Source organism: Lactococcus sp. S-13 (assembly GCF_004210295.1).
Classification (GTDB): Bacteria; Bacillota; Bacilli; order Lactobacillales; family Streptococcaceae; genus Lactococcus.
Genome location: NZ_SDAK01000001.1, coordinates 925207 through 951257, shown reverse-complemented (window position 1 = coordinate 951257; position 26051 = coordinate 925207). Strand labels below are relative to the sequence as shown.

Sequence of the window (26051 nt, the reverse complement as noted above, 5' to 3'; positions counted from 1 at the left end):
AGAATATTTAAGTATTCGTACAACTTTGGTCTGGCAAACAGTCCAAGGCAGAAAGGAAATTCTAACGATGAAACAAAATATCCATCCAAATTACCAACCTGTAGTCTTCATGGACACAACAACTGGCTTCAAATTCTTGACTGGTTCAACACGTGGTTCTAAAGAAACTATCGAATGGGAAGACGGAAACACTTATCCAATGATTCGTGTCGAAATCTCATCAGATTCACACCCATTCTACACAGGTCGCCAAAAATTCCAAGCAGCAGACGGACGTATCGCTCGTTTCGAAAAGAAATACGGCAAAAAATAATAGCGGTGGTCATTCGACCATCTTTATTTTTGCAGACAGAAAGCTGTCACTTCGACAGCTTTTTATTATGATAAAAAGTAAAAATAAGATAAAATAAAGAAAAAGTGATTAAATAGTGGGAGATTTCTAAGATGAAATGGTCATTGAATGAATTAACTAAGAAAAAACAAATTAACTTCACGGAAAAATTGGATTTGCGTGAGGAATTGCGCTCACGTTCGGCAGAAATCTTGGATTGTCAACCTGTTGAAACGACTGGTCAAATCACTTATGATAATGGTTTGTTTTACTTAGATTACCAATTAAAAGCTGTATTGAGCTTGCCTTCATCACGAAGTCTAAAACCTGTTGAATATGTAATGGAAGTTGCTGTCAACGAAATTTTTGCTAGTGAAGAAAAAATTAAAGAAGATCAAGATTTATTAGAAAATGATATGATTATCAATTTGGATAAGGATTTGATTGACTTAGATGAGTCGGTGACGGATAACATTTTATTAGAGATTCCTTTGCAAATCTTGGGTGAAAATGAAGAAGACGAGGCCCTACCTGCTGGAAAATTTTGGTCTGTCTTGACTGAGGAAGATTATCAAAAGCAGCAAGAAGAGAAAAAAGTAGAAAAAAAATCACCATTTTCTGATTTAGATGGTTTGTTTGATTAGAAAGCTCTCATTTTAGAGCTTTTTCAATGGCTGATTAAGGGTAAGCGGAAACAAACAACAAATAGTTTGTAGAAAAATTAAATTTATATTATAATAGCATTATAAGAAAACAAAAAAGACAGTGTTTTTAACGAAGGAGAATAAAATGGCATCAAAGAAGATTTTGATAATTGAGGACGAAAAGAATTTAGCACGGTTCGTTTCTCTCGAATTAGAGCATGAAGGTTATGCGACGGAAATCAAAGATAATGGACGTTTGGGGCTTGAAGAAGCACTTTCTAAAGATTATAATTTGATTTTGCTTGATTTGATGTTACCAGAGCTTGATGGTTTTGAAGTAGCACGCCGTTTGCGTAAAGAAAAAGATACACCAATCATCATGATGACTGCGCGTGATTCAACAATGGATCGTGTTGCTGGTTTGGATATTGGAGCTGATGATTACATCACAAAACCTTTTGCGATTGAAGAGCTTTTGGCGCGTGTACGGGCATTCTTCCGCCGTGAAGAACAAGGTCAAGCTGTTGAACGTGCTGAAAACACAGCTTTCCGTGATTTGGTCATTGACAAAACTAACCGAACAGTTCATCGCGGGAAAAAAGTGATTGATTTAACGCGTCGTGAATATGACTTACTTTTGACTTTGATGCAAAATGTTGGTGATGTCGTAACGCGTGAACATTTAGTTTCGCAAGTTTGGGGCTATGAGGAAGGGACAGAAACAAACGTTGTTGACGTTTATATCCGTTATCTTCGCAACAAAATTGACGTTGAAGGACAAGAAAGTTATATCCAAACCGTTCGTGGTTTAGGGTATGTGATGCGTGAACGCAAATAATGACTAAGATAAAATGAAAAAATTATTTACTTTTAATGAAAAAAGAGAAACGGTGGAGGAAAGTTCGGCTAAGCGTAGTATCATGCTGAGGTGGGCTTTTGCCAACACCGTTTTTTGTTTCATTACTTTCACACTCTTTGCGACATTGACTTATCAGCTGACGATTAGTGCGTTTATGCGCGAAGAGCAAAGGATTTTGCTCAATTCTATGGATAGTGTTGAGGAAGTTTTAGAGGAGGCTAAAGGGCCTTTAAACTCAACGAATCTGAAAAATTATATTGAGTATCCTACAAAAGATCGCTCAGGGGATTCTCGTGGCTTGCCTTTGACTAGCCTAGTGGGTTCACGAGAAGCCTTTTATATTTATGATGTGAATCATGAACTCTTGCATGGGACTAGTCATCATGTATTTGGGTTTCAAAATCAAAAAAATAATGACATTAAAGAAATACAAGGTGAAAATCCTGGATTTTTAGTTCAGCGACGAATTATTTCTGAATCAACTGGTCAAGTGGTGGGTTATTTACAAGCTTTTTATGATATAACAACCTATCATCGGATTTCTAATTTATTATTAATTGTTCTTCTAATCTTGGAAATTGTTGCCTTGATTATTGCTCAAATTATCGGTTATTTCATGGCCAATTATTTCATGAAGCCGCTAGAAAAATTACATCAGGGAATGCAAAAAATGGCAAATGATCCTAAAAATGAGTTTGAAGCAATTGAGATTACGAGTGGTGACGAAATTGAAGAGTTGGCGAATGTTTATAATGACATGATGCACAAAATGAAAAATTATTTGGATCAGCAAAAACGTTTCGTGTCTGATGTTTCTCATGAGTTGCGCACACCACTTGCGGTACTTGATGGCCATATTAATTTATTAAATCGATGGGGTAAAAATGATCCTGAAGTTTTAGATGAATCTTTACAAGCGAGTCTAGATGAAGTGGCACGCATGAAGAAGATGTTGGAAGAAATGCTGGCTTTGGCTCGTTTGGAAAATGTTGATTTATCAAGCGAGGATTTGGATTGTGACGTTGCGAAAGTCTGTGATCATGCGGTGAAAAATTTCAGTCTCATCCATGAAGACTTTAAGATTGTGCTGAACAATCAGCTTGATTACCCAGTTCATGCTCGGATTTCAGAAAATCATTTCGAGCAGGGCTTGAGAATTTTACTGGATAACGCGGTAAAATATTCGCCAGATGATCGAAAAGTGGTTAAGATTAGAATATCAGAAGATGAAAAATTTGTTATCACGCGTGTTTCTGACCAAGGAATTGGGATTGGTCAAGAGGATATTGATCATCTCTTTGAACGTTTCTTTAGAGCGGATAAGGCGCGTAATCGTGAGATTGGTGGGACTGGTTTAGGTTTATCTATTCTGGCGAGACTTGCTGAGAATTATCAAGGGGAAATAGAAGTGAGTTCGGAATTGGGGGTTGGTTCAACCTTTACATTGAAATTCCCTAAAATAGATTAAAAAAGAAGAAGTCGTTTAAAAGGCTTCTTTTTTGTTATAGATGTTAGAAAATCTAACACGAATGACGTTCACAGTTGCATTATCGGAAAAACCATGTTATAATTTATGACATATTAAATTTTCTGAAAATAATGATGTTTTTGGGAAGTTTCTGATTTGGAGGAGAACAACTATGGATACAGGATCGATTGCATTTATTTTAATTTGTGCAGCGCTAGTTTTTTTGATGACGCCTGCGCTGGCATTTTTCTATGGTGGTCTAGGGCGGCGTAAAAACGTCTTGAATACGATGATGATGTCATTGGCACCCTTGGCACTAGCTTCTATTTTATGGGTCATTATTGGATTTTCATTCTCATTTTCGGGAAGTGGAAGTTGGATTGGAAATTTTGATCATCTCTTTATGAATGGTGTGGATATGGCTAAAAATTCACTTTTTCCAGCTAATCACATTCCTGATGGACTTTTTAGTGGTTTTCAGATGATGTTTTCACTTATTACAGTGGCTTTGATTACAGGTTCTGTGGTGGGAAGGATGCGATTTACTCCGCTTTTGATTTTTATGGGTGCTTGGTTGATTTTTGTTTATTATCCGTTGGCCCACATGGTTTGGGGTGGAGGTTTCCTTGCTCAAATTCATGCGATTGACTTTGCTGGCGGGGATGTTGTCCATATTTCTAGTGGGGTGACGGGGCTTGTTCTGGCTTTGGTGCTTGGAAAACGTCGAGACTATGAACGCTTAGATTATCGTCCACATAATATTCCGTTTGTTGTTTTAGGTGCTGGATTATTGTGGTTTGGTTGGTTTGGCTTTAATGCTGGTTCGGCACTTGCGGCTAATGGTGTAGCAATCAATGCTTTTATGACTACAAATACAGCTGCAGCAGCGGCAATGTTCTCATGGATGATGATTGAAAAAGTGATGATAGGCAAACCATCGGTGGTTGGTGCTTGTTCTGGTGCAGTTGTTGGTCTAGTAGCAATTACACCAGGTGCTGGGTTTGTGTCATTATGGTCATCAATCATCATCGGTTTGTTGGTGAGTCCTTTGTCATATTTCATGATTTCTGTGGTTAAAAAGAAATTGGGCTATGATGATGCTTTGGATGCTTTTGGTTGTCACGGAATAGGCGGGATGTTTGGTGGAATTATGACAGGGATTTTCACGACACCGGCTTTGGCTCTGGATAAAAATTATGCAGGCTTGATTTATGGTTCTGGTAGATTGCTCTTGGCCAATGTATCGGCAATTATTTTTACAATTATTTTTACGGCACTTGTGAGTTGGGTGATTATTAAGGTGATTGCACTCTTTATGCCAATTCGAGTGGGTGACCGTGCTGAGGCAATTGGGCTTGATGATAGTGAGCATGAGGAAACGGCTTATCCAACTTTCTTGGGACTGGACTCTTGAGTTTTTATGAGAAAAAATGGGTAAAAAAGACTTTGGCTATTTAAAAAATAAAAATGAGGTGAGTAAAAGATGAAAAAAATAGAAGCGATTATTCGCACGGATAAATTGGAAGATTTAAAAAGGGCTCTGGCAGATAATGGTTTGGTGCACGGGATGACGGTTTCGCAGGTTTTGGGCTATGGGGAGCAGAAGGGGTTTACGGAGTATGTCCGTGGACAACGGATTGAAACGACGCTGCTTTCTAAAATAAAAATAGAAATTGTATCCATTGATGAGAAAGTTAATGAGATTGTTGAGGTGATTACGCAAGCTGTGCAAACGGGTGAGGTTGGTGATGGTAAAATTTTCATTCAACCTGTGGAACGAGTAGTTCGGATTCGGACAGGGGAAGAAGACGCTCAAGCCCTCTAAATTTTAGCTGAGAACTAATTTTATATTAGTTCTTTTTTTGTATTTTTTTCTTAGAGAGCGGGTAGAAAATGCAGGAAAAAAGCGATGAGTTGGTAAGACTGTTGAAAAAAAGCTTAATTAGCGGTAAAATAGATGAGATAAAGTTTGTAATCCTCAGGAAAAATTGATAATTGACTTGGTGCTTACAGCCTAAAAAGGAATATAAAATGAAAAAAATAACGACATTTGAAGATAAAAAAATCTTGGTTCTTGGTTTGGCGCGCTCAGGGATGGCTGCTGCTTTAGTTTTACATGAACTTGGGGCGATTGTTACTGTTAATGATGGTAAACCTTTTGAGGAAAACAAAGAAGCGCAGATTCTTTTGGAAGAGGGTGTTAAGGTGATTACGGGAAGTCATCCGCTTGATTTGCTGGATGAAGATTTTGCTTTGATGGTAAAAAATCCTGGGATTCGTTATGATAATCCAATGGTTGAGCGTGCTGAGGCGCTGAAGATTCCGATTATTACAGAGGTGGAGTTGGCTTACTTGATTAGTGAAGCTCCGATTATCGGAATTACAGGAACAAATGGTAAAACAACGACAACAACGTTGATTGCGGATATTTTAAATGCGGCGGGTCAGTCAGCGAAATTGTCCGGAAATATTGGTTTTCCAGCATCAGAAGTCGCTGAAAAAGCCACGGCTTCAGATACTTTGGTCATGGAATTATCTAGTTTTCAATTGATGGGAATTGATCGTTTCCGTCCTAAAATTGCTTTGATCACGAATTTGTTTTCGGCGCATTTGGATTATCATGGCTCGCAAGAAGCATATGAAGCGGCAAAATGGCGGATCCAAGAAAATATGTTGGCGGATGATTTCTTGATTTTGAATTTTAATCAGGAAAAATGTCGGGCTTTGGCTGATAAAACGAAAGCTCAAGTGGTGCCTTTCTCATCAACTCAAAAAGTCGATGGCGCCTATGTTCAAGAGGGTAAAATTTACTTCAAAGAGGAACTGATTATGGAAGTGAGTGAGCTTTCATTGCCAGGGGAACATAATTTGGAAAATGCTTTGGCAGCAATTGTAGCGGCCAAATTACAAGGTGCTGATAAAGCAGCGATTGTCTCTGTTTTGAGCAATTTTGCTGGAGTTAAACATCGTTTGCAATATTTGGGTGAAATCGACGGGCGCAAGGTCTACAATGACAGTAAAGCGACCAATATTTTGGCGACCCAAAAAGCTTTGTCAGGTTTTGATAACCGCAAACTTTGGCTGCTTGCTGGCGGACTTGACCGTGGAAATGGTTTTGAAAGTTTGGAAGCTGATTTGGCAGATCTTAAAGGTATGGTGGCCTTTGGTCAAACGGCTCCAAAGCTACGAGCAACGGCTGAAAAATTAAACATTCCAGTCTTTGATAGTGAAAATGTGGCAACGGCTTTGGTTGAAGTTTTGCCGCAAACAGTGGCTGGGGACACGATTTTGCTAAGTCCAGCTTGTGCGAGCTGGGATCAGTACAAAACTTTTGAAGAACGTGGTGATTTGTTCATCGAAACTTTTGAAAAGTTGAAAAAATAAGGGAGAATTTACTGACGAATTTTTTGTTCGTCAGAGAAAATGCTGACGAAAGCTTAAGCGCTCAGAAAAAATGCTGACGAAAATTTCGTCAGTAAAAAAGTGTCTGGCTGAGTATTTCGTCAGTAAAAAAGGAGTTCTGACGCTTGTCAGATATTCGATTTCCCGAACGAATTTGGAGAAAAAATCAATATGCGAATCATTATCACAGGTGGCGGAACTGGCGGCCATATCTATCCAGCACTAGCTTTTCTGAAGCATCTTAAACAAAAAGAAAGTGACGTAGAAGTTCTGTATATCGGCACTCAAAAAGGCTTGGAATCAAAAATTGTCCCACGAGCTGGAATCAATTTGAAAACGGTGGATATTCAAGGGCTACGTCGATCTTTGAGTTTACAAAATTTGAAGACAGCCTATAAATTTTTTACCTCTGTTGCGGACGCTAAAAAAATCATGAAGGAATTTCAACCAGATGTGGTGTTGGGAACAGGTGGTTATGTAGCTGGTCCGGTTGTTTATGCGGCTTCTCAGCTTAAAATTCCAACGATTATTCATGAGGGAAATTCATTTCCTGGGATTACTAACCGTTTTTTGGCGAAAAGAGTGGATCGCATTGCAGTTGGTTTCCATGCGGCTGAGCAATATTTTCCTGCAGAAAAAACGACATTTACAGGGAATCCACGGGCACAAGAAGTGGCAGATGCTGCTGCCCAAGTTCAAAAATCTGCGCAACCAACAGTCGTTATCTTCGGTGGCTCTCGCGGTGCTTTGACCTTAAACAAGGCTTTTATCGAAGCCTTACCAGAGCTTGCCAAATGTCCATTTAAGACAATTTATGCTTCTGGTGAGATTTATTATGATGATTATAAGGCTATTTTTGAGCAATATAAGGATTCAGAAAATCTCGATATCCGTCCTTACATCAACAATATGACCGAACTTTTGGCACAAAGTCACCTCTTTTTGGGGCGGTCAGGTTCAACAACGATTGCCGAAGTGACGGGCCTTGGCTTGCCAGCAATCTATGTGCCGAGTCCTAATGTGACAGCAGACCAACAAACCAAAAATGCTCAAGAATATGTTGAGCAGGGCGCAGCTCAGATTGTTAAAGATGAAGAGTTAACTGGTGAGCGTCTGGTGCAAGCTATTTCTGATATTTTGGAAAACCCACAACGATATGAAGAAATGCACACGGCGAGTCTAAAATCTGGAGTTCCAGATGCCAGCGAGCGTCTTTATCAGCTTGTGAAAGAAATAAGTCGATGAGTGAAAAAGATAATAATTTAACCCCTTGGCAGCAAAAAAATCTGGAATACCAGCGAAAAAAAGCTGCTGAAGCGAAGAAATTAGAAAAAGAACAGAAGAAAGAACAGTCAAAAAAGTCCTATTTTTCTTCACCATTTCTAAAAAATTCGTCAAAATCCACAGAAACAGGAGCTGAAGCAGAAAATCCTGAACTGCCAGCTGCCCAAGAAGAGCAACAAGCGTCTGATTTTGTGGCGCAAGAAGCAACAGGAGCTTCACAAGCTAATGAGCAGATTCTTGCTCAGCTGGATCAGATGGCCCAACAAGTTGAGCAGGAGCGTGAAAAACGTCCGTCTATTTTTGCGGGTTCGGGGCCGATTCTTCGAAAAATGTGGATTGCTTTGGCTGTAACAGTCGTGGTGTTTCTAGGGTCGATTTATGCCGTTTCACCTTTGAGCAAAATCGGAGATTTTAAAGTCTCGGGAAATCAAAGTGAGACAATTGAGCAGGTCGCGACGGCTTCTAAGCTTAAAACTGGAGATAGTATTTTCAAAATCATGAAGCAAAAGCATCAGATTGAGCAAAATATTAACCAAAGTTTTCCTAAAGTCGCCAAATCTACGCTAAGTTATAAGTTTCCTAATCATTTTCTGGTGACAATCAAGGAATGGGGGAACGCGGCTTATGTTAAGCGTAACAACCAAAATTATCTGGTTTTAGAGAATGGCTATATTTATAAAACGCCGCAAGATCCGGCTAAATTAGAAAAATTGCCGATTTTGCAGGATTTTTCTGATGACGAAGTGAAAGCCTTTGTCAAAGCCTTCGAGAAACTCAAGCCAGAATTGCGTGCTATGATGACGACTGTGACGAAAACGCCAACGGAGGCAACGAAAGATTTTATTGCAATCGACATGAGTGATGGCAATCAGATTCGCGTTCCTTTGAGTCAAATGGCTGTGAAGGTGCCTTATTATCCAAGTGTGGCTAAGCAAGTAACAGCGCCTCAAGTGATTGATATGGAGGCGGGGATTTATACGAAACCAAAAGCAGCGTATGATGCCTATTTGAGCGATTTATCTTCTTCAAAAGCTGCGGCAAGTTCGGCAGCAAATGAAAAGAAGGCGGCGACTAACTCAGCGGACACGCCTCAAAGTACGACCGAAAGTTCGTCTACAAATTAAAAAATAAAAAAATGATGATTTCTAATTATCATTTTTTTATTGTGTATGAGCTATAAAAATAAGAGATAAAATGTTATAATAGATAGCACGCATTTTTGTGAAAGAATAATGAATTAGTGATAATTAGAGAAAATTAGAGGAGAAAACTGTATGGCTTTGTTTTTAGATACAGCACGAATTGAAGTAAAAGCGGGGAAAGGTGGCGATGGCGCTGTTGCTTTCCGCCGGGAAAAATACGTTCCAGATGGTGGCCCTGCTGGTGGTGATGGTGGTAAAGGGGGTTCTGTCATTTTTAAGGTTGATGAAGGAATGTCAACTTTGATGGATTTCCGTTACAATCGTATTTTCCGTGGGAAACCAGGGGAAAAAGGTATGAACAAAAGTATGCACGGTCGTGGGGCTGAGGATTTGATTGTTCGTGTACCACAAGGAACAACGGTTAAAGATAATGAAACAGGCGATGTTCTGGTGGACTTGATTGACAAAGGGCAAGAATTTGTGGTCGCTAAAGGCGGTCGCGGTGGTCGTGGAAATATTCGTTTTGCGACACCGAGAAATCCTGCACCAGAAGTGGCTGAAAATGGAGAACCTGGTGAGGATAAAATCTTGCTTTTGGAACTTCGTGTGCTTGCTGACGTTGGTTTGGTTGGTTTTCCATCTGTCGGAAAATCGACTTTACTTTCAGTAGTGTCGAATGCTCGTCCAAAAATCGGAGCTTATCATTTCACAACCATTACGCCAAATATCGGTATGGTTCAAGTGGGTTATGGGGACAGTTTCGTTATGGCAGATATGCCTGGCTTGATCCAAGGGGCGCACTCTGGTGCGGGGCTTGGAATTCAATTCTTACGTCATATTGAGCGTACGCGGGTCTTGCTCCATGTGTTGGATATGTCTGACTTGGAAGCTGAGGAACGTGATGCTTATAGCGATTACAAGACCATCAATGATGAGTTAGAGTCTTATAACTTGCGCTTGATGGAACGTCCACAAATCATTGTTGCTAACAAGATGGATATGCCAGGTGCTGCAGAGCGATTGGCTGAATTTAAAGAAAAATTGGCGGCTGATTTAGCTGACGGTCAAGAAATGCCTGAAATTTTTGAAGTTTCTGGTTTGACCAAAACGGGACTGCAAGGCTTGCTTGCCCGGACAAGCGAATTGCTTGCTCAAACACCAGAATTCTTGCTTTATGACGAATCTGAATTGGCGGATGAGGCAGCTTATTATGGCTTTGAAGAAGAAGAAAAACCTTTCCAAGTGTCGCGTGAAGATGATGGCGGTTGGCGTTTGTCTGGTGAGAAGATTGAAAAACTCTTTATCATGACGAACTTTGATCATGATGAATCAGTGATGAAATTTGCTCGTCAAATGCGGGCAATGGGTGTTGATGAAACCTTGCGTTCAATGGGCGCGCGTGATGGCGATTACGTGCGAATCCGTAAGTTTGAATTTGAATTTGTAGACTAATTGAGAACTTGATTTTGGAGGAGAAAAATGGGCTTTAAGATTATTGGTGATCGAGATAAGGACGGAAATTTCATTGCTTCGGCAGATTTTTGGACGGATCAGCGGATTGATGAGCTGCTTAAAAAATATAATCCTCAAGGGAAATTGACCTTGTCAACAGCAATAAAAGCAAAAAATGATGAAAAAAAGACTGATTGATTCAGTCTTTTTTTTCGTCAGCATTTTTTCTGAGCGCTAGCTGGAGATTTGGATTACGTCAGTAATTTCTCTGGCTGATAAGTTCCTGAAAAATGACTTTATTGACCGTTTTGGATTGGTCAGCAACTTTGTAGAGCGCGTTACGTTGCAAGGTTTGGATTTGTAAAATTGCGGTTGCTTTGGCAAATTTGGTCATGTTTTTGGTAATGATTTGGTTGGGATTGAAGCTGATATCGTCAGGAACAAGGGACAGCACAGCAGTGTTTTCATAATGATTTTCACTGATTTTTTGATTTTCAATATGAAAGGAAATCGCGCGGGCAGTTTTTTGAGGGCTCGCTTCAAACCCAGCAATGACGGCGTTGAAAGCAATCGCTTTGCCAAAAGTAACTTGTTTGTTTTTATATTTTTCAAGTTCTGTGCGCAACAAAATTTCAGCCTCGAAAAAGGTCAGATTGGGCTGGTAATAAAATTTTTTACGAATGTTATTAGTGATGAGCTCAAAGCCTGTGATGCCGACCACAAAGCCATTTTTGCTCGTTTCAAACTTTTTGAAATGGCTCTGGGTCATGAGCTGGTCGGTTGTAATTTGTCCGTCAGAAATAATGCTGATAAAATCAGGCAACATGACCAAATTGAGAAAACTCATGTGATAATTTCCTTTAAAAAAAGTCTGTCCGCGGGGACAGACACTCATTTTAGTTTAAGATCTAAGAGAAAATACTGACGGATTTTTCATCAGCCAGAGAAAATGCTGACGTCAATTTTCGTCAGTAAAAACTTACTTTTTAGGGCGAACGAACATGGCATCACCAAAACTAAAGAAGCGATATTGCTCATCAATCGCGTGTTGGTAAGCTTCAAGCACAAAATCACGTCCCGCAAAAGCCGCGACCAGCATGACCAAAGTTGACTTTGGCAAATGGAAGTTTGTGTTAAAAGCATCAACGACTTTCCACTCATAGCCTGGCTTGATGAAAATATCTGTCCAACCAGAATCCGCTTGAATATCCCCATCAAACTTGCTTCCGATGGTTTCAAGGGTACGAATTGACGTCGTTCCACAAGCCACCACCTTATGCCCAGCTGCCTTAACTTCGCGGAGGGTTTGAGCTGCCGCCTCAGAAAGTTGGTAAAATTCGCTGTGCATATGATGTTCATCAACATTATCGACACTGACCGGACGGAAAGTTCCCAAGCCCACGTGCAACGTCAACTCAACAATTTTCACTCCTTTTTCAGCAATTTTTGCAAGAAGCTCAGGCGTATAATGCAAACCAGCCGTAGGAGCTGCTGCAGAGCCATTTTCCTTAGCAAAAACCGTTTGATAACGTTCTTGATCTTCAAGCTGCTCGTGGATATAAGGAGGCAAAGGCATTTCGCCCAAAGATTCCAAAATTTCAAGGAAGATTCCGTCATATTTAAATTCAACAATTCGTCCACCATGCTCCAAAATCTCGACAACCACAGCCTTCAGACGTCCGTCACCAAAAACAACTTCCTCGCCAATTTTCATTTTACGCGCAGGTTTTGCCAGAGTCTCCCAGCGATTTTCGCCCATATCTTTGAGCAACAAAAGCTCAATATGACCGCCAGTTTCAGCACGTTCTCCGTGTAAACGCGCAGGCAAAACACGCGTATTATTCAAAACCAACGCATCTCCCGCCTCAAGCTCATCAATAATATTGTAAAAATGCTTATCTTGCAATTCATGTGTCTTTGGATCAAGCGCCAAAAGTCGTGACTCCGAGCGCTTTTCCAAAGGCGTTTGCGCAATCAATGTTTCAGGTAAATCAAAATCAAAATCATTTATATTCATTATGTAACTCTCAAACTCCATTTCTCTTTTCAAGACTTCTAAAAAGCCCAATACTGCTCTATTATATCATTTTTATTGACGGATGAATCAATTTAAAAACCTTTACGAAGTAAATGACCATCCCACTTAATCAAACAAAAGGTAAGGGAAAAATGGTTCTGTTGCGAAGTTTCCAAGTTTTCTAGATTTATTATAAAATGGAAGGGAAAAGAGAGCGAGGGGTTCCAAATGAATCATTTTAAGGGCAAACAATTCCAAAAAGATGTGATTATTGTCGCAGTAGGTTACTACCTCCGTTACAATCTGAGCTATCGTGAAGTTCAGGAATTGCTTTATGACCGTGGAATAAATGTTTGTCACACTACGATTTATCGTTGGGTTCAAGAATACAGTAAAGTGCTCTATCATCTCTGGAAAAAGAAAAATAGACAGTCCTTCTATTCGTGGAAAATGGATGAAACCTATATTAAAATCAAAGGTCGTTGGCATTATCTCTATCGAGCAATTGATGCGGACGGTTTAACCTTAGATATCTGGTTACGAAAGAAACGAGACACGCAGGCGGCGTATGCTTTCTTAAAAAGGCTCCATAAACAGTTTGGACAACCTAGAGTCATCGTAACTGATAAAGCACCCTCTATTGGCTCTGCATTTAGAAAGTTACAGAGAAATGGGTTATACACCAAAACAGAGCATCGAACCGTGAAATATCTCAATAACTTAATTGAGCAAGATCATAGACCAGTCAAACGTCGCAATAAATTTTATCGAAGTCTCCGGACTGCCTCAACCACGATTAAGGGCATGGAGACCATTCGAGGAATATACAAAAAGAACCGAAGAAATGGAACGCTCTTCGGCTTTTCGGTCTCTACTGAAATAAAAATTTTAATGGGAATAACAGCTTAAGAGGAACACGGGGCAGAAACGTTATTTTAAAATTTCAAACTTTGCAACAGAACCCTAGTAGCAATGGGATAAGTCCTGCTAGAAAAGATGGATTTAAAATTGTAAAACATGCTGTGACAAGAACTGAAGGTGGCGGACATCTAAAAGCTGAGACTGTATTCTCATCCCCTTCTGCCAGAGGAATGGAGGGTAGAATTTCAATACCTACACGAAATATCCAAAAGATTAGTTATAAGAATAATAAACTAAAAATTACAACAAAAGATGGAAAAAGTACGGTTCTTAAAAGATAAAATATTAGTTGTTTAAAGAATAAAATAAAAAAGTCGTCAGAAATGGCGGCTTTTTGCGATGATTGGAGGTTAAGAAATATGGAGCAAAATGGAGCGAACAGTAAATATTATACGGACCCAAAGATTATATCAAGCGTATTGATCATGCGGAATGTAGAAAGAAAAACAGTTCGTGAAATTGCGAAGCTTGCTTCACTTTCTCAAACCACAGTAACCAAAATCATAAATGATTATAGTTTAACAGAAAGTTTCGCTGAAATAGTCCAAAAATATCTTGCGGACAATATGGGAGAAGCTGCTGCAGGTATTCTTGATTTAGCACGACATGGAGAAAATGAAAGGGTCAGGCTTGATGCTTGGAAAATGATTTTGGGCTTAGGGGGTGTGACAATTGTCGAAAAGCAAGAAGTTACTAGTACTATAAATATTAGTCAAAGGAGTCAGGAGATACAAGAACGGATTAAAGAGAGGTTGAAAAATGGATAATAACTTCGACTTCTATATGGATTTAGTGGTAGATAATCCTATTCAATTCGGCATAGAGTGTGGTTTTGAAGACCTGGAAGAAATCCACAATGAATGGATCAGGTCTTTTTTGTTTTCTGAGGAAGATGAAACGCTCTTGGCTCATCGCGGGTCATATAAAACTACTTGTCTTTCGATTGCAATTGCGATTCTGTTGGTTATGTTTCCTGATCAGGCGATTATCTTCATGAGAAAGACCGACACGGATGTTACGGAAATTGTGGTGCAGGTTCAGAAGTTATTGCAGTCAAATATCTTCCAAGATTTTGCCATTGCCTTATGGGATGTAGAATCTGGTATTGAATTTACAAAAGCTACCAATACAGAAATTGATACAAACCTCAAGAAAACAAGCAAGGGGACTTCTCAACTCCTTGCTTTGGGGATTGGTGCCAGCATAACTGGTAAGCACGCGGACATTGTTATCACCGATGACATTGTCAATCTGAAAGACCGAGTAAGCCGGGCAGAACGTGAGCGGACAAAAACCCAGTACCAGGAACTGCAGAATGTTAAAAATCGTGGTGGCCGTTTCATTAACACAGGAACTCCCTGGCACAAGGAAGATGCAATCTCTAAGATGCCAAACGTCAAACGCTATGATTGCTATGAAACAGGATTGATTAGTAAAGAACAGTTAGAGCATTTGAGGCAAGCCATGATTCCTAGTTTATTTGCTGCTAACTATGAACTGAAACATATTGCAGATAAAGATGCCATGTTTAGCGCTCCAACCTATATTGATGACGTTGGCAAAATAGCCAATGGAACAGCACACATTGATGCGGCTTACGGCGGGAGTGACTCGACGGTGTATACTGCCAAGAAAGATAATGTGATGTTTGGCAAAAAATGGGACAAGCACGTTGACGATTGCTTGAATGAGATTGAACTTATCCACAAAGAACTGAAGCTTGGGACAATCCATGTGGAAAACAATGGGGATAAAGGTTATCTTGCTAAAGAAATTAAAAAACGTGGTATCCCAGTCAAAGAATATCACGAGTCACAAAATAAATTCATTAAAATTGCTACCTATTTGCGTGCTGAGTGGTCAAAAATTCAATGGTTAGATACTACTGATCCAGATTATATGGCTCAGGTATTGGACTACACTGAGAATGCTGAACACGACGACGCGCCCGATAGCGCAGCAAGTTTAATTAGACAAACTACTAAAAAAGGAGGTTGGTTGATTTAATGGCTACGAACATTTTACTAAGCAATGACCCTTCTACTATCGCAAGTGGAATTAAGCGAGCGATTGCTAATGATTTGAAGGATGATAAAAAGAAGCGTGCCAAAGAAGGCGTTGATTATTATAATTATAAGCATGACATTTTAGACAATCGAATCTTTTACATTGACGATAATAACAATTTAAAAGAAGACAAGTACGCTACAAATATCAAAATTCCCAATGCTTTTTTGAATGAATTGATTGACCAGAAAGTTCAATATCTTTTATCGAATCCGGTTGAGATTGAATGTGATGACGAGCAATTGGTTAAATATCTAAAGGATTATTACGACGAGGATTTCCAACTTTTCTTAAATGATTTACTAACCAATGGAAGTCAAAAAGGCTTTGAATACGTCTATCCTCGGACGACTCCACAAGATGTTATTGTGTTTCAAGTCCTGGATGGTTTGAAAATCATTCCGATTTACGATGATATGAACGTTGTTCAGCGTGTTTTAAGATATTATTCTAATGACATTCTCAAAGACGGCAAGGTGGTTACTATCAAGACTGCCGAACTTTATGATGATAAACAAGTCATGACTTTCGAAGCTTCCGAAAAAGATGATTATAAATTCATCGGTTCGCAGCCTCATATTCTTGGAACGAATGGAGAGGAGATTGGCGGTCGCTCTTACAACACAATCCCACTCTATCGCTATCAGAACAACCAACAGGAACGAACAGATTTAGAACCAATCAAAGCGCTTATTGATGACTACGACTTGATGAACTCTTACCTATCAAATAATTTACAGTCTTTCTCTGATGCCATTTATGTGGTTAGAGGATTTGACGGAGACTCTTTAGATAAGCTTCAGGTTAATCTTCGGAATAAAAAAGTTGTAGGTGTTGGAGATGATGGTGGAGTTGATGTAAAAGTTGTCAATATTCCAGTTGAAGGTCGAAAGACCAAGATGGAAATTGACAGTGAAAACATTTATCGTTTTGGATTCGGTTTTGATAGCTCACAAGTCGGTGATGGCAATGTGACGAACGTTGTCATCAAGTCACGATACACACGGCTAGACATGAAAGCCAATAAGACAGAGGTTCGGTTGAGAGCTTTCTTAAAGTGGTCGCTTGATTTAGTTATTGCGGACATCAACCGAAAAAACGGGACTTCCTTCACGAGCAATCAGGTTGAGTTTGTAATCACCCGTGAAATGATGGTGAATGAAAATGACCTTGCAACCAACGAGAAGACTAAAGCAGATACTAAAGTATCAAATGTTAATGCGATACTTGCGGCCGCTCCCGTTATCGGCGATGATGACACCTTGCAGCTTATCTGCGAAGAGTTTGAGTTAGATTGGGAAGAAGTGAAAGGAAAACTTTCTACTTCTGATTATAAAGATGTGACTCAAGGTACAGAACCGCCAGAGGAATAAAACCTATGGATGAAAAAAAGCAAGCATTAGAAAACTTCAAAAAAGCGCTCAAAGCTGGAATGCCTGATTCTGAAAAAGATTTAGCAAAACTCAGTAATGAGCTGTCAAATCTTTACCGGAAATACCTTAAGGATTTAAAAGCACAACTCAAAACTTGGCTTGAGCTTTATGACCAGATGAGTTTTTCGGACCAATTACAAGTTGAGCGATTATTAAACGTCGCTAACGTCATCAATGAACTGGTTGGAGAGCCCGGGATAAATATTCAACAATCCATTAAAGGCCATATCTTAAAGCAAGGGACTGATGCATATAATAGCGTGTGGTATGAGCTGGAACAAAGCAATAATATTCTTCTTGACTTTGATGTTTTAGACCCTCATTATTTAGAAACAATTATGGAGCAACCGGTCGCAGGTAAGCGACTTTCAAAACGTTTGGGAGATAGCGTTAATCAGTTGGCCAAAGCTTCAAATAATGCCATTTCTCGTGGTTTTATGATGGGTAAAAACTATGCGGATATTGCCAGAGACATTTCAACCGAAACGCAAGCGAGTTATAAGCGAGCTGTTAGAATTGCCAGAACCGAAAGCGGACGAGTGAGCAGTATTTCTACTCAAAAAGGTTACAAAGAAGCCACAGATAAAGGAATTGACCTAAAGAAGATGTGGCTAGCGACTTTGGATGGCCGCACTCGTGAGGATCATCAGCACGTTGATGGACAGATTCGAGAAGTTGATAAGATGTTTCAAGTTGGCGGATATGATGCATTAGGCCCACATCAAGTGGGTGTACCAAGTGAAGATATTAACTGCCGATGTACCACTCGCCCTATTGTCCACGGTATTATGCCAACGGTTCGGAGAAATAATATCACTGGGAAAGTCGGAAAATGGCAGAGTTATGATGAATGGGTGAAAATAAAAAATAAAAACTAGAGCGTTTGTCACAAGACAGGCGCTTTTCTTATGCTCAAGGGAGGGCAAAATAATGAAATTCGAAGAAGTATTACCGCTAATCAAAGAAGGTAAAAAAGCCTTGCGCACTGGCTGGAATGGCCGTGGGATGTTTGTTGTAAGGCAAAAGGGGTATCCTCAAGGCATCAACTGCAATAAACAAACTGCTGATGCATGGGATTTGAATGAAGGTGATTTATTTATCGTTCATCCATATTTACAAATTAAAAACTCTGACGGAACACACGCAATGTGGGTGCCAAGCATTGGAGATATCTTTGCTGAAGATTGGCAAATTGTAGAAAAATAATTTTTAAACCCTTGGGATTCCGCGGGTTTTTCTTATGCCCTGAATATGGCTTAAAACTGTTCAAATTCGACTAGACACGTCGTAAAAAGTGCAAGCACTACAAGATGCCACCTTGTAAAAAGCGTAGGTGTGAGGAGGAAGAAAATGACATTTGAAGAGTATCTGAAATCTCTGGGACTAGAGGATGAGCAAGTGACGTCCATTACTGCAGGAATGGCTGAAAATAAGTTCTACCTAGCAAGCGAAGAGAACTTGGAGAAACGTTATCAAAAGGCTGTTGGACAGCTCAACGAAGTCAAAGGACAGCTTAAAGAACGTGATGAGCGCATCACAGAACTTGAAGCATCTGCTGAAGAGATTCAAAAAACTTTAGAGTCTAATCAATCTGAATTAGAAAAACTTGAAGAACTTCAAAGTCAAGTTGAAACACTGACAAGCGAAAATAGCTCAATCAAGCGCACTACTAAGCTTGAAAAAATGCTGACTAAAGCTGGTGTTAATGACATTGACTATATTCTCAACTATAAAATGCGGGGTGGAGAAGATTTAGAAGTTGGAGAAGATGGAGAGTTTACCAATTTCGATGATACGCTCAATGAGTTGAAAGAAAGCTATCCTAAATACTTCAAACCTGAAGAGCCTGTAGTTGAAGAAAAACAGAACGATTGGACACCTTTAGGGAATGCTCCTAAAGATGGAAAAGAAATTACCATTGATCCATTTGAGGAAAAAATGGCCAAATACACCAAATAGGAGGAATTAACTTTGGATGACAAAGAAAAACAACCCGTGACGGTTGCTGAATTGAAAGACGCTGGGATTGACAAGCTTCTTTCTGACGTTACTGATGCAATTAACAACGAAGATGATGCAAATGTAGTTAAAGCTTTACAAGACCTCACAGACGGACTTAAAAAGCTTGAACCACAAAATGATGAAGCAGCAGATGATAAAGGGAAACCTGACCCATTCGCTGATAAAGTCGCAAAATATGCACCACCAGCAAAATAAGGAAGGTAAAAAAATATGACAACTAATAACAACCAACAAGATGCTCAACGCTTTGAACCTCAGTATAAAGGAATTCTAAAAGCGGTATTTAATGCTAAAGCAGCTTTCTCAGGCGCTTTTGCACCAATTCAAGCAATGGACGGGATTACTTCGACAACCAAGGCTTTTTCTGTAAAAACAAATGCAACGCCTGTTGTAATTGGCACTTACAGTAAAGATGCTAATGTCGGATTTGGAACCGGCACAGGGAATTCTTCACGTTTTGGCAATCGTACTGAAGTGATTTATGCTGATACAGACGTTGATTTCAGCTATGAAATGGCGATTCACGAAGGCATTGATATCTCTACTGTGAATAAAGGGCTTAATGATGCAGTCGCTGACCGCTTAGAAGCCCAATCAGTGGCGCAAGTTCGTTACATGAACCAAAAGAACGGCAAATTCTTATCTGACAATGCAAGCGAAACTCTTGCAATGGTAAAAGGTGATAAAACTGATTACACACAAGATAATATCAACACTTTGTTCAATGAAGCTTCTAAAAAATTTGCTAATAATGAAATTGATGCAGATAAAACAGCTTATCTTGCACCGGATTTATACAATGCTGTTGTTGATTTGACTAATGCAACCTCACTAAAAGGTGCAACTGTCAGTCTTGATAACAACACTGTTCCAAAATACAAAGGGTTCAAACTTGAAGAAACTCCTGATAAATACTTTGTTTCTGGCGAAGTCGCATACTTCACCGCTGACCAAGTGGCTATTCCTTTTGTTGGGATTGCAACAGCTCGTACAATTGATTCCGAAGACTTCGATGGTAAAGCTTTGCAAGGCCACGCTAAAGGTGGCCAATTCATGCTTGATGACAATAAAAAAGCTGTGCTTAAAGCAACTGCTCCTGCCAAACCCTAATCGCCCCCTTGTACCGCAAGGGGTAACGGGTAACGAAGATGGCACAGGAGCAGTTGATTTAGCTTGGGATGCTGATTCTACCGGTAAGACAAAGGCGTATGTCGTCCATGCATCACCAGCTAATGAATCTGATCCGCATAAAGCCATTTTCATGTACTACACAGAAAACCCAAGTTATCGCTTCACGCCATCTAATTTACAACCTCATCAACCAGGCGATGTTCTTCGCTATTGGGTTCAAGCGTTCGATGAAGTTGGTGTAGGTGCTGATGAAACTGAAAAAGCTGAATATTTGAATGTCAACGCTTACGGTTCTGAATGGTCTAGCGTTGTAGAGATGACAATGAAAAAATAGAGAGGTGTTAGATTATGATCATTACATTAGATGACGCCCAGTTAATAAATCCGTCTATTGACCAATCGGCATTAGATGGATTAGAACAATCAATTCGAGCATTGACTCATAATAAGTTTCAAAATCTCAACATCCGCTTCTATCAATTCAAAGTCACGAACGAGGATACGCTAGAATTTAACGAAGCACTAGCTTATCTTCGTCCTAATGACACGATTGAAATTAGTAATACTTGGAGTCAGACGGGCTCAGGATTGAATCAGGATATAGGGGTCAATGATGGCTTGTGTGTGATTGAAGAAATCAACGATAAAACGATTAAACTCAAAGATGCAACGCTGTTTAACGGCAGCTTCCAAAGTGCTTTCATCACTAAGATATCCTATCCGCCTGACGTTGTTGAGGGGGTCAAAAAACTGCTCCAATATGATGTATCTATGGGAGATAAGCTTGGCATTAAGTCCGAAAGCATTTCTCGGATGAGCGTAACTTATTACGATGTTAATTCGAATGAATCAATCAATGGCTATCCTGCCAGCTTATTTGGATTTATTAAAAAATACAAGAAAATGAGGTGGTGAAATGTACCCAACTCAGAATCTTGTGATTAGAAAAAAGGAACGGACCCCTGATGGACTCGGGGGTTTTAATGTTGATTTTGTAGATTTCATAACTCTCAAAGGTTATATTGATTTGGCATCGGGTACAGACCAAGCAGTCAATCAAAATGCAATCGTTGAAGAATCGACGCATTACGCCATTATTCCTAAATATGTGAGCGGAATAAAAAAAGATATGGAATTGGTAGATGAACAAGGGAAAATATACGCGATTACTTACGTTGATGATCCGATGGGTATTCATCACCACCTTGAACTTTATCTAACTTTCAAAAAGGAGGAAGATAATGGCCAAAAATGAGTTTAAAATTGAAACGAATGCGGCCGCTATCAATAAGGCGATCTTGCAAGCGGCTGAACGAGCACTTGAATCCGCTAGCCTTCATATGGTAGGAGAAGTTAAAGATAGAGCCCCTGTTGATTCAGGAGAGTTAAGGCGAAGCATTACTCGCAAAGTTGGGGCTACTGGGAGTAGAATGACGGCTAAAGTCGGAAGCGGACTTCAGTATGCGATTTATCAAGAATTTGGAACGGGTGAATTTGCGGAAAATGGCGCAGGACGAAAGGGCGGCTGGGTCTATGAAGGTCCAGACGGTAAAACGCATTTTACAAGAGGAACAAAACCTAAGAAATTCTTGCGCAGCGCTTTTCGAGAGAATAAGAAAAACATCAAATCAATTATCAATGCAGAAATGGGGAAATTAAATGGATAAACTCATAAATTATCTCACGCTTATCTTGCAGGGAATCCATTCCGAAACTTATTATGATAGGAATAACAGCGAAAAAGTCACTTATCCTTACTGCACTTTTGATGTTGATACTAGCTTTGAGGAAGATAGAAATCAAGAGACGGTTTCGATTGACTTAGATATTTTTGACTTAAACCCAAGTTATAAAAATATCTTTGATATTGAAACAAAAATTAAACAAGAACTTGCTTACAAGCGTGGCCTTAATGAATATTTTGGTGCAACTTGGAGATATGTTCGAGCAAATAACATTCCAACGGGTCAAAATGGACTGCTTAGACGGTCTTTGCAGTTGGAAATTACAATAGATTGGAGAACATTGTAATGGCATTACCAAAAGTGGGATTTACTCCCGATAGTCCACAGAATTTCATTGTGGATGCAGGAGTGATTGTCCGAGATTTTAAATTTGATAAAACAAAAGGTTTTTCAGGCACACCTATCGGTGCGACTTCTGGAGGAACTAAGGTAGAAATTGACATCAAGAAACGTTTAATGGACGTCGATGGTGCCTATATTACGCCAGTAAAAGGATTGGAAGTAACAGAAAGCTTTACGGCTAAAATGTCCTCAAAACTCAAAGAGTTTAGCCCGGAGACGATTGCTTTAATCTCTGGCGGGACAGCTCGTGCCGCAACAGAAGACGAAGCACCAGATGGCTATCAAATCATTGAATTTGAACGCCAGGTAAAAGATGGTGATTACATCGATAACGTTGCGATTTATGGCTTCCAGCGGGGAACAGGAAAAGAGATCATTGTTGTGCTCGATAATTGCCTTGTGACAAGTACATTTGGGCTTGACACAAAAGACAAGGATGAAGCGACAAGTGACCTTGAGTTTACGGCTCATGCCACGCCAGATCAAATGCTGGCAGGAGAAATGCCTTGCCGAATTTTCTACCCTTCTACCACACCCTAAGGCTCCCCAGTTGGTAACTGGGGTTTTAAATGCGGATGGTTCAGTAAAAGTGGATTGGGAGCAAGTAGAGGGAGCAGAAGCTTATTTAACGCATTATGCCGACGCTAATGAATTAGACCCGCATAAAGCGGTATATATGGGGTATTCAGAAACAAACTCATGGACTTTGGACGCCAAGGATGTTCCGACGCTATCTGTGGGGGATAAAATTCTAATCTATGTCCAAGCGTACAAACAAAAAGGCATTGGCGCAAGCGATGTAGACAAAGCCCGCTATTTGCACGATGGGCCTTTTACGGGTTCGTCTTGGAGTGATCCGGTAGTATTGACAAAAGCTTAAAAGCTTACTTTGAAAGGAAAATAAAATAAATGACTTTAGAATTACGAGAACTTAACGGCGGCGATTTGGAGCAATTGCTCACGATTTTTGCGAAACTTGACATCATCGATGAACTGACGGCTATTTTTGAACATCCAGAAAATCTCTCGCTTGAGGGTGCAGATGTTGAAAAAACTGGAATTAGTGTTTTTGCGAAATTGGCTAAAAAAGCTATCACGAACATCAAACCAATCAAAAAAGAGCTGGATGAACTCCTTGCTTCTTTGTCGGGTCTGACTGTTGAAGAAATCAACAAGGTTCGTTTGCTGGATTATTTGAACGGAGTCAAAGCTATTTTTGAGGATGGGCAGATTACTGATTTTTTCGGCTCTATGCTTTCTTAGAACATAACCCAGACGGGTATTACAAATTTAAAGATTTATTTTTCAGAAGATATAGCAATCCACAAGCCTTACTTATGAGTTTTTCTTTGAGTAAAGCAGTGGATTTTTATTTTTACGTCCAATCTGAAGAACAAGAAGAACGGATTTACCAACAATACCTTCACACCGACATGACAGTTAGCTTTGTGGAATTCAAAAAAGCGCTTGGCTATAAGCCTTTGAGACAAAGCAAGCAAGAGAAAAAAGAAGCAGTCACTCAAGAGGAGGAAATCAAACGCCTGAAAAGAGCGAGTCAATTTATCAATTTTAATGGGGAAGGAGGAAAAGAATGAACGAATTATTCAAAATTCTGGGTACGATCGCAATTGACGGAAGTGATGTAGATAACGAACTGAATAAAGCGGTCGGCTCTGCCGAAAGTTCCGGCGGAAAATTTAAGTCCATTTTACAAGGGATTGGAATGGGTATCGGGAATATGATTGTTCAAGGTGCTCAAAAAATTGCATCTTTTGCTGGTGAAGCAATGAATGCCAGTGACGCCCTCAATAAATACACTTCCACCATGAAATTTGCAGGTTTTAAAGATGCAGATATCAACAGGTCACGTAACGTTTTCAAAAAATACGCAGACGACACGGTCTACGATTTAGAAACGATTACAAATACTGGAGCGCAGTTAGCAGCAAATGGGATTAAAAACTTCCAAAGTTTGACCCTTTCGGCTGGTAACTTGAATGCAGTTGCCGGGGGAAATGCGGACACTTTCAAATCAGTAGCAATGGTAATGACTCAAACAGCGGGAGCTGGTAAATTAACCACTGAAAACTGGAATCAAATGGCGGATGCAATTCCCGGAGCTTCTGGAATGCTCCAGAAAGCCATGAAAGACAATGGGGCTTACACGGGTAATTTCCGCGATGCTATGGCTGCCGGACAAATTACCGCTGACGAATTTAACCAAGCTATTGAGGAATTGGGAAATAAACCAGTGGCGGTTGAAGCGGCTAAAAGCACCAAGACCTTCGAGGGCGCTATCGGGAATATGCAGGCCTCAGTTGTTACGGGGTTAAATAATGTCATTGACGCTCTCGGTAAAGGCGGAATGACCAATGCCATCACTCAATTTGGATCAGGAGTAGAAGGAGCTTTTAACAAGGTTGTCACATGGGTCAATCAGGGTAAAAAGCTTATCGGAGAATTTCAAGACCGTTTAAAAGAAAATGGAGCGATCGATTCCTTCAAACAGCTTTTTAGCTCTATTCAAATAGCAATTGGTACAGTAAAAGATATTATCGGTCAACTGTGGCAAAGTTTCACTGGTGGAGCTTCGTCTAAGGATATGATGAAGGGCTTAGCAGACGCAGTGAAAAGTTTTGCTGATAATGCAACTAATGCAGTTAATAGTGTCGGAGGATTTCTAACCCAACTTCAACAAAGCGGACCAGCTATGGATGTATTAAAGGCTGCTATCGTGGGAATTGTTGCTGTTATTGCAGCATATAAAACTAGTTTAATAATTTCTACTGCTGTTACAAAGGCATCGGCAGCTGCTCAATGGCTTTTAAACGCAGCAATGAATGCAAATCCAATTGGGATAATTATTGGTTTAATCACTGCGATAGCAGCTGGTTTAATATACTTTTTTACTCAAACCAAAACAGGGCAACAAATCTGGCAAGGGTTCATGAATTGGTTACAATCAGCTTGGACTTCAATCAGTTCATTCTTTTCTGGATTGTGGCAAGGCATCATTGGGTTTTTCCGAAATGCTGGTAATACCGCTCAAAACATCTGGAATGGTGTTGTATCGTTTTTCCAATCGATACCTGGTAAGATTTCAGGATTCTTCAGTGGTATTGGTTCGGCTATAGGCGGTTTCTTTACAAGTGCTGGTAACAATATTAGAAATATTTTTAATGCTGTAGTAAGCTTTGTTGGTTCCATTCCAGGTAGAATTACAGGTTTCTTTAGTAGTGTTGGTTCAACTATTGGGGGATATTTCAATAATGTGAGCAACAATATAAGAAATGCCTTTAACAATGCAGTATCTTTTGTTTCAGGTATTCCGAGTAAAATAGCAGGTTTTTTCAGTGGAATTGGTGATAGAATTGCAGATTTCTTTAGAGGAATTCCAGATGCTATCGGTGCTATATTTAGTGGCATAAAGGTGCCAACACTTCATATTAGCGGTAGTCTTAATCCAATTGATTGGGTAAAGAATGGTAAAATGCCTAAAATTGATTTCTATGCAAAAGGTGGAATCATGGACGGTCCCACTTTATTCGGATTCAATGGAATTAATCCTATGATTGGTGGTGAAGCAGGTCGTGAGGCGATTCTTCCGCTTAATGAGAAAGTTCTTGGGCAAATTGGGAAGGGTATCAGTGATGCTTCTGGCGGAAGTAGTAATGGATTAATATTCAACCAATACAACTACAGTCCAGAAAATATTGATGCACGTACAGCGTCGAAATATGCCAAGAGAGACGGCAAGGATATGTTGCGCACATTACGGATAAGGAGTTAAT

Annotated in this window: 32 protein-coding genes; 30 read left to right on the top strand and 2 right to left on the bottom strand. The window is 39.8% G+C overall.

Annotation, left to right across the window (positions count from 1 at the left end; all coding sequences use genetic code 11):
• Positions 1-67 precede the first annotated feature (67 nt).
• The 11 genes from EQJ87_RS04780 (at position 68) to EQJ87_RS04730 (ending at position 10780) form a co-directional block, all read left to right on the top strand.
• The gene (locus tag EQJ87_RS04780; protein WP_130123550.1) at positions 68-313 is read left to right on the top strand and encodes a type B 50S ribosomal protein L31; all 246 of its coding nucleotides are present in this window, start codon (positions 68-70) and stop codon (positions 311-313) included.
• 131 nt (positions 314-444) lie between these two features.
• Positions 445-975, top strand: coding sequence for a YceD family protein (locus EQJ87_RS04775; RefSeq protein ID WP_130123549.1), 531 nt, complete (start codon positions 445-447; stop codon positions 973-975).
• Positions 976-1120: 145 nt separating this feature from the next.
• On the top strand, positions 1121-1813 hold the full coding sequence (locus tag EQJ87_RS04770; protein WP_130123548.1) for a response regulator transcription factor: 693 nt from the start codon (positions 1121-1123) through the stop codon (positions 1811-1813).
• Between the two features lie 13 nt (positions 1814-1826).
• Positions 1827-3302, top strand: coding sequence for a HAMP domain-containing sensor histidine kinase (locus EQJ87_RS04765; RefSeq protein WP_130123547.1), 1476 nt, complete (start codon positions 1827-1829; stop codon positions 3300-3302).
• A 172-nt stretch (positions 3303-3474) separates the two neighbouring features.
• Positions 3475-4716 carry an ammonium transporter gene (locus EQJ87_RS04760; RefSeq protein ID WP_130123546.1) on the top strand — a complete coding sequence of 414 codons (1242 nt, stop codon included), beginning with the start codon at positions 3475-3477 and terminating at the stop codon, positions 4714-4716.
• 69 nt (positions 4717-4785) lie between these two features.
• A complete protein-coding gene (locus tag EQJ87_RS04755) occupies positions 4786-5127 on the top strand; it encodes a P-II family nitrogen regulator (protein ID WP_130123545.1) in 342 nt (113 codons plus the stop codon).
• 206 nt (positions 5128-5333) lie between these two features.
• Positions 5334-6686 carry a UDP-N-acetylmuramoyl-L-alanine--D-glutamate ligase gene (murD, locus tag EQJ87_RS04750; RefSeq protein WP_130123544.1) on the top strand — a complete coding sequence of 451 codons (1353 nt, stop codon included), beginning with the start codon at positions 5334-5336 and terminating at the stop codon, positions 6684-6686.
• Between the two features lie 189 nt (positions 6687-6875).
• Positions 6876-7949 carry an undecaprenyldiphospho-muramoylpentapeptide beta-N-acetylglucosaminyltransferase gene (murG, locus tag EQJ87_RS04745; RefSeq protein WP_130123543.1) on the top strand — a complete coding sequence of 358 codons (1074 nt, stop codon included), beginning with the start codon at positions 6876-6878 and terminating at the stop codon, positions 7947-7949.
• On the top strand, positions 7946-9112 hold the full coding sequence (locus EQJ87_RS04740; RefSeq protein WP_130123542.1) for a cell division protein FtsQ/DivIB: 1167 nt from the start codon (positions 7946-7948) through the stop codon (positions 9110-9112). The genes murG and EQJ87_RS04740 overlap by 4 nt, the downstream gene beginning before the upstream one ends.
• A 150-nt stretch (positions 9113-9262) precedes the next feature.
• A complete protein-coding gene (gene obgE / locus EQJ87_RS04735) occupies positions 9263-10582 on the top strand; it encodes a GTPase ObgE (RefSeq protein ID WP_190289046.1) in 1320 nt (439 codons plus the stop codon).
• Positions 10583-10609: 27 nt separating this feature from the next.
• On the top strand, positions 10610-10780 hold the full coding sequence (locus EQJ87_RS04730) for a hypothetical protein (RefSeq protein WP_130123541.1): 171 nt from the start codon (positions 10610-10612) through the stop codon (positions 10778-10780).
• 58 nt (positions 10781-10838) lie between these two features.
• On the opposite strand, the gene EQJ87_RS04725 is transcribed toward EQJ87_RS04730, so the two are convergent.
• On the bottom strand, positions 10839-11429 hold the full coding sequence (locus tag EQJ87_RS04725) for a hypothetical protein (RefSeq protein WP_130123540.1): 591 nt from the start codon (positions 11427-11429) through the stop codon (positions 10839-10841).
• Positions 11430-11561: 132 nt separating this feature from the next.
• Positions 11562-12599: a tRNA preQ1(34) S-adenosylmethionine ribosyltransferase-isomerase QueA gene (queA, locus tag EQJ87_RS04720; protein WP_130123539.1), complete on the bottom strand. Its 1038-nt coding sequence runs from the start codon at positions 12597-12599 to the stop codon at positions 11562-11564.
• A 228-nt stretch (positions 12600-12827) separates the two neighbouring features.
• Here queA and EQJ87_RS04715 point away from each other — a divergent pair, with 228 nt between their 5' ends.
• From EQJ87_RS04715 to EQJ87_RS04625, 19 genes are all read left to right on the top strand, one after another.
• Complete coding sequence (locus tag EQJ87_RS04715; RefSeq protein WP_130122782.1) at positions 12828-13508, top strand: IS6 family transposase; 681 nt, start codon at positions 12828-12830, stop codon at positions 13506-13508.
• 371 nt (positions 13509-13879) lie between these two features.
• Complete coding sequence (locus tag EQJ87_RS04710) at positions 13880-14287, top strand: hypothetical protein (RefSeq protein WP_130123212.1); 408 nt, start codon at positions 13880-13882, stop codon at positions 14285-14287.
• On the top strand, positions 14280-15527 hold the full coding sequence (locus EQJ87_RS04705; protein WP_130123211.1) for a hypothetical protein: 1248 nt from the start codon (positions 14280-14282) through the stop codon (positions 15525-15527). Before EQJ87_RS04710 ends, EQJ87_RS04705 begins: the two co-directional genes overlap by 8 nt.
• Positions 15527-16960: a phage portal protein gene (locus tag EQJ87_RS04700; protein ID WP_130123210.1), complete on the top strand. Its 1434-nt coding sequence runs from the start codon at positions 15527-15529 to the stop codon at positions 16958-16960. The genes EQJ87_RS04705 and EQJ87_RS04700 overlap by 1 nt, the downstream gene beginning before the upstream one ends.
• Before the next feature lie 5 nt (positions 16961-16965).
• Entirely contained in the window at positions 16966-17898 is a 933-nt protein-coding gene (locus EQJ87_RS04695; protein WP_130123209.1) for a phage minor head protein, read from the top strand.
• Positions 17899-17950: 52 nt separating this feature from the next.
• A complete protein-coding gene (locus tag EQJ87_RS04690; protein WP_130123208.1) occupies positions 17951-18226 on the top strand; it encodes a DUF2829 domain-containing protein in 276 nt (91 codons plus the stop codon).
• A 144-nt stretch (positions 18227-18370) separates the two neighbouring features.
• Complete coding sequence (locus EQJ87_RS04685) at positions 18371-18979, top strand: phage scaffolding protein (protein ID WP_130123207.1); 609 nt, start codon at positions 18371-18373, stop codon at positions 18977-18979.
• Positions 18980-18991: 12 nt separating this feature from the next.
• Positions 18992-19237, top strand: coding sequence for a hypothetical protein (locus tag EQJ87_RS04680; RefSeq protein ID WP_130122740.1), 246 nt, complete (start codon positions 18992-18994; stop codon positions 19235-19237).
• Between the two features lie 15 nt (positions 19238-19252).
• Positions 19253-20152, top strand: coding sequence for a phage capsid protein (locus EQJ87_RS04675; protein WP_130122741.1), 900 nt, complete (start codon positions 19253-19255; stop codon positions 20150-20152).
• Positions 20103-20507 carry a fibronectin type III domain-containing protein gene (locus tag EQJ87_RS04670; RefSeq protein WP_130122742.1) on the top strand — a complete coding sequence of 135 codons (405 nt, stop codon included), beginning with the start codon at positions 20103-20105 and terminating at the stop codon, positions 20505-20507. The genes EQJ87_RS04675 and EQJ87_RS04670 overlap by 50 nt, the downstream gene beginning before the upstream one ends.
• Positions 20508-20521: 14 nt before the next feature.
• Entirely contained in the window at positions 20522-21088 is a 567-nt protein-coding gene (locus tag EQJ87_RS04665; RefSeq protein WP_130122743.1) for a hypothetical protein, read from the top strand.
• A gap of 1 nt (position 21089) precedes the next feature.
• Entirely contained in the window at positions 21090-21428 is a 339-nt protein-coding gene (locus EQJ87_RS04660; protein WP_130122744.1) for a head-tail adaptor protein, read from the top strand.
• Positions 21415-21840: an HK97-gp10 family putative phage morphogenesis protein gene (locus EQJ87_RS04655; protein ID WP_130122745.1), complete on the top strand. Its 426-nt coding sequence runs from the start codon at positions 21415-21417 to the stop codon at positions 21838-21840. The genes EQJ87_RS04660 and EQJ87_RS04655 overlap by 14 nt, the downstream gene beginning before the upstream one ends.
• Entirely contained in the window at positions 21833-22204 is a 372-nt protein-coding gene (locus EQJ87_RS04650) for a hypothetical protein (protein ID WP_130122746.1), read from the top strand. The genes EQJ87_RS04655 and EQJ87_RS04650 overlap by 8 nt, the downstream gene beginning before the upstream one ends.
• The gene (locus EQJ87_RS04645) at positions 22204-22800 is read left to right on the top strand and encodes a hypothetical protein (protein WP_130122747.1); all 597 of its coding nucleotides are present in this window, start codon (positions 22204-22206) and stop codon (positions 22798-22800) included. Before EQJ87_RS04650 ends, EQJ87_RS04645 begins: the two co-directional genes overlap by 1 nt.
• 10 nt (positions 22801-22810) lie before the next feature.
• A complete protein-coding gene (locus tag EQJ87_RS04640) occupies positions 22811-23140 on the top strand; it encodes a fibronectin type III domain-containing protein (RefSeq protein WP_130122748.1) in 330 nt (109 codons plus the stop codon).
• A 29-nt stretch (positions 23141-23169) separates the two neighbouring features.
• The gene (locus EQJ87_RS04635) at positions 23170-23523 is read left to right on the top strand and encodes a hypothetical protein (protein WP_130123538.1); all 354 of its coding nucleotides are present in this window, start codon (positions 23170-23172) and stop codon (positions 23521-23523) included.
• 86 nt (positions 23524-23609) lie between these two features.
• Positions 23610-23855: a peptide methionine sulfoxide reductase gene (locus EQJ87_RS04630; RefSeq protein ID WP_223804460.1), complete on the top strand. Its 246-nt coding sequence runs from the start codon at positions 23610-23612 to the stop codon at positions 23853-23855.
• Complete coding sequence (locus EQJ87_RS04625; RefSeq protein ID WP_130122750.1) at positions 23852-26050, top strand: tape measure protein; 2199 nt, start codon at positions 23852-23854, stop codon at positions 26048-26050. Before EQJ87_RS04630 ends, EQJ87_RS04625 begins: the two co-directional genes overlap by 4 nt.
• Position 26051: the final 1 nt, after the last annotated feature.